Below are 3,353 nucleotides of genomic sequence, written 5' to 3'. Positions count from 1 at the left end.
CCGCGTCGTCGGCCGTCGGCGGCCAGACCTCGCGTTCGAACCGCTCGCGCTGGCAGGCGACGAGTCGGGCCGTCTTCGCTTCTTCTTCGAATTCGAATTCTCGGCGAAGTTCGGCACCGCATCGCTCGAACGAAGCAAGGACCGCGTCGTTGCGGGCGTCGGGTTCGGCGACGACCCGCTCGGTCTCGGGGTGGCGGAACTGGAACGCGATCATCGCACGGAGCAGCGCCGTCCCGTACCCCTGGCCGAGGTACTCCTCGGGCCCGATCAGGAGATGGATGCCCTGATCGGCCGGGTCGGCGTCGTAGTACGCCGCCAGATCGTCCTCGGCGACCCAGTAGCGCTCCCAGTAGCTCATCGGGACGTGATCCAGACAGCCGACGTACAGCGTCTGGTGGTCGTCCGCGAGTTTCTCCCGAAGCGTCTCGCGGAACTCGGGTAACGGCTGGTCGAGATCCCAGTAGGGCGTGACGTGATCCGAGCCGAGCCACGCGTGCAGGCGGCCGAGGTCGCGCTCGAGCGAGACCGGCCGGAAGCCGATATGGCGGTCGATCGTCTCGTCGTAGTACTCGAAGTCGTAGTCCGAGACGACTGCGGCGTGCGGGCCGCGGGACGGCTCCCGCGCGGTCATCGGTTCACCTCCGACTCGACCGTCTCGACCCGGTCCGCCGAATCGACCGAGTTGGTCGGCTCGACTCGATCGGCCGAATCCGACGCGTCGACGAGCGGATTCCGCACGTCGGCGTAGACCGACTGCTCGTCGAGCGAGGGAGCCTCGAGTTCGTCCAGCCCGCGGAAGCGAGTCAACAGGTTCGCCTTGCAGGGGACGGTCGCCGACTCGAGGAGCGGGTCCAGGATCGACGTGCCGGGACGGTCGAACTCCCGGAGCGACTCGAGTTCGTCGCGGAGGACGGCGAGCAGTCGCTCCTCGTCGACCAGCCCCGCGGTTCCGAAGGCGTTGATCACGCCGAGAGCGTTGTTGAGCAGGACGTAGTAGCGGACCCGTTCGTCGGCGACCGCGTCGGGACAGACGCTGCCGGCCCGTTCGCCGACGCCGGGGAGGACGGCCTCGATTCGGTCGGACGCGTTCTCGGGGAAGTAGTAGCCCTGATTGTCCCGGTAGCGGAACTCGTCGGGGTAGCCCGCCTCGTCCAGCGCGAGCACGCTGTTTTGCTGGTGGGCCTCGAGCCCGATCCCACGCTCGAGGTAGAGCCACAGGAGCGGCCGGACCGAAATCGCGAGATAGCGGCGGAACCACTCTTCGCTGACGGCGGCGGGGTCGCGGCCCTCGCGCTCGGCGATCGAGCCGACGATGCGGCCGAGGCGGGAAGTCCCGTCACCGATCGCGTCCTGGCAGAGCGCCACGACCGGCGTCGCCCGTCGGGCGTCCTCGCCCCGAAACGGGTTCTCCCGAAGGACGACCTCGAAGCCGGACTCGTCTCCCTCGACGCCCAGCGCGTCCGGATCGATCGTCAGATAGGCCGGATCCCGAATCACGTCGAACGCGGGGAACCGCTCGCGTAGGTCGTCGCCGAGCTCGGTCGCTAACAGATCCGAGATCGCGACCCCGCGCTCGAGTTCGGGGCGCTTGTTCGTCCGCAGCGAGTTGGTGATCTCGACGGCGAGCGATCCCTTGACCATGAACGGCGAGTCGGGCGCGTACAGCGTCCGCACGGACGTCGTCGGGTGGAACTCGCGGCCCAGCGGGCCGAGCGACTCGAGTTTCCCCGCCGAGACGAGATCCTGCACGTCGGGGCGCTCGAGCAACCGATCCGCCTGCCACGGGTGAACCGGCAGGAGGACGTCGTCTCCGTCGTCGCCAGCGAGGTGCCCCTCGAGGAGCGTCTCGTCGACGACCAGATCGTCGCGCAGCGCCTCGCGAACCCACTCCGCGGCGGAGTCCGCGCGAGCGGACTCGCTCTCGACGATGTCGGGATCGGCACGGACGTAGTGCAGCCGGAACGAGCCCTCGAGTTCCGGGGCGTAGCGCTCGGCGTCGCGTTCCATCCCTCGGCGGCTCTTCGGCGTCGGATGGCGGAGGTGACCGAAGACCAGCGACTGTTCGGCCTCGCGGAAGGTGAACTCCGTACCGTACAACGTTTCTTCGTCGTCCGCGCGGGCGTCGACGTACCGCTCGATGTTCCGGCAGGAGCGAACGACCCGCTCAAGGAGATCGTCGCGGTTCCCGTCCGCGCCGCGCTCGATCTCGAGTTCCTTCGTGGCGAGCGTCGCGAGCGTGGTGTAGTCCAGTTCGACCGGGTCGTCGTCGCTCCCGGTACGGTAGTACGCGGGCAGGTCGAACAGGTGGCGACCGGTCGGGGAGCGGTAGTCCACGGGAGCGAACAGGTCGATCCCCTGATTCGGAAGCGAGCAGGACAGCACGAGCCCGGTCGCCGGGGAGCGGTCGCCGGGGACGGGCGCGTCCGCGACCGCGACGAACTCGCCGGCACCGGTCTCGTGGCAGTAGCAGTTCAGGAAGCTGTGCACCGTCGCGTCGCGTGCGACTCGCGTCGCATCGACTCGACGCTCGTCGGTCGCGGTCGTCGGTGTCGTGGGTCGTGGAGTCATGCGGAATTACCAAGCTCGTGTTCGAGAGCCTCGCCGCGGTCGATGACCGCCTCGAGGGCCTCCCGGAGGTCCGAACGCGTCGTTCGGGGATTCAGTAGGGTGACCTTCAGCGCGGCAGTGCCGTCGACTTCCGTCCGAGCGAGGACGACCTCGCCGTCGGCCAGTAACTCGTCGCGGATCGCGCGATTGATGCGATCGACGGCGGTCGACGTGTCGGAATCGGCCCGCTCGGGCGGTCGGTTCGATCGCTCGAGGCGATCCGGCCGATACCGGAAGACGACCGCGCTCAGTTCGGGCTCGCAGCACAGTTCCAGCGCCGGTTCGGTCCGGATCTCGGCGGCGACCGCGTCGGCCAGCTCGCAGACGTACTCGACGCAGTCGGCCACGCCGGTTCGGCCCAGCGCGTTGAACGTCACGAACGGCTTCAGCGCGTCGAATCGACGGGTCGTCCGCGTCGACTTCGAGACGAGGTTCGGGACCCCCGCCGCGTCGTCCCGTTCGGGGTTGAGATAGGACGCGTTGCGCTCGAGGAACCGATAGCGGTCGCCGTCGCGCAACAGGAAGGCCCCGCAGCTGATCGGCTGGTAGAACAGCTTGTGGAAGTCGACGGCAATCGAGTCGGCGCGATCGATCCCCGCGAGTTTCGGGCGGAGGCGGTCGCTGATCGCACACGCCCCGCCGTAGGCGGCGTCGACGTGGAACCACAGGTCGCGCTCGGCGGCCCGATCCGCCAGTGCCTCGAGCGGGTCGATGCTCCCGAAGTCCGTCGTGCCGGCGGTGCCGAC

General features: G+C 68.7%; 3 protein-coding genes. All 3 read right to left on the bottom strand.

The window, feature by feature from the left end; all coding sequences use genetic code 11:
* Window positions 1-631, bottom strand: a 631-nt coding sequence (locus tag PGX04_RS10140) for a GNAT family N-acetyltransferase (RefSeq protein WP_273738384.1), incomplete at its 3' end; no start/stop codon positions are given.
* Window positions 628-2,568 (bottom strand): IucA/IucC family protein, encoded by a 1,941-nt coding sequence (locus PGX04_RS10135; RefSeq protein ID WP_273738383.1) that lies wholly within the window; start codon window positions 2,566-2,568, stop codon window positions 628-630. The genes PGX04_RS10140 and PGX04_RS10135, both read right to left, overlap by 4 nt.
* A partial coding sequence (locus PGX04_RS10130) for a pyridoxal phosphate-dependent decarboxylase family protein (protein ID WP_273738382.1) occupies window positions 2,565-3,353 on the bottom strand: 789 nt, incomplete at its 5' end. The genes PGX04_RS10135 and PGX04_RS10130, both read right to left, overlap by 4 nt.

The organism is Natrinema soli (assembly GCF_028618695.1).
This window is presented reverse-complemented; position numbering and strand designations above follow the sequence as displayed.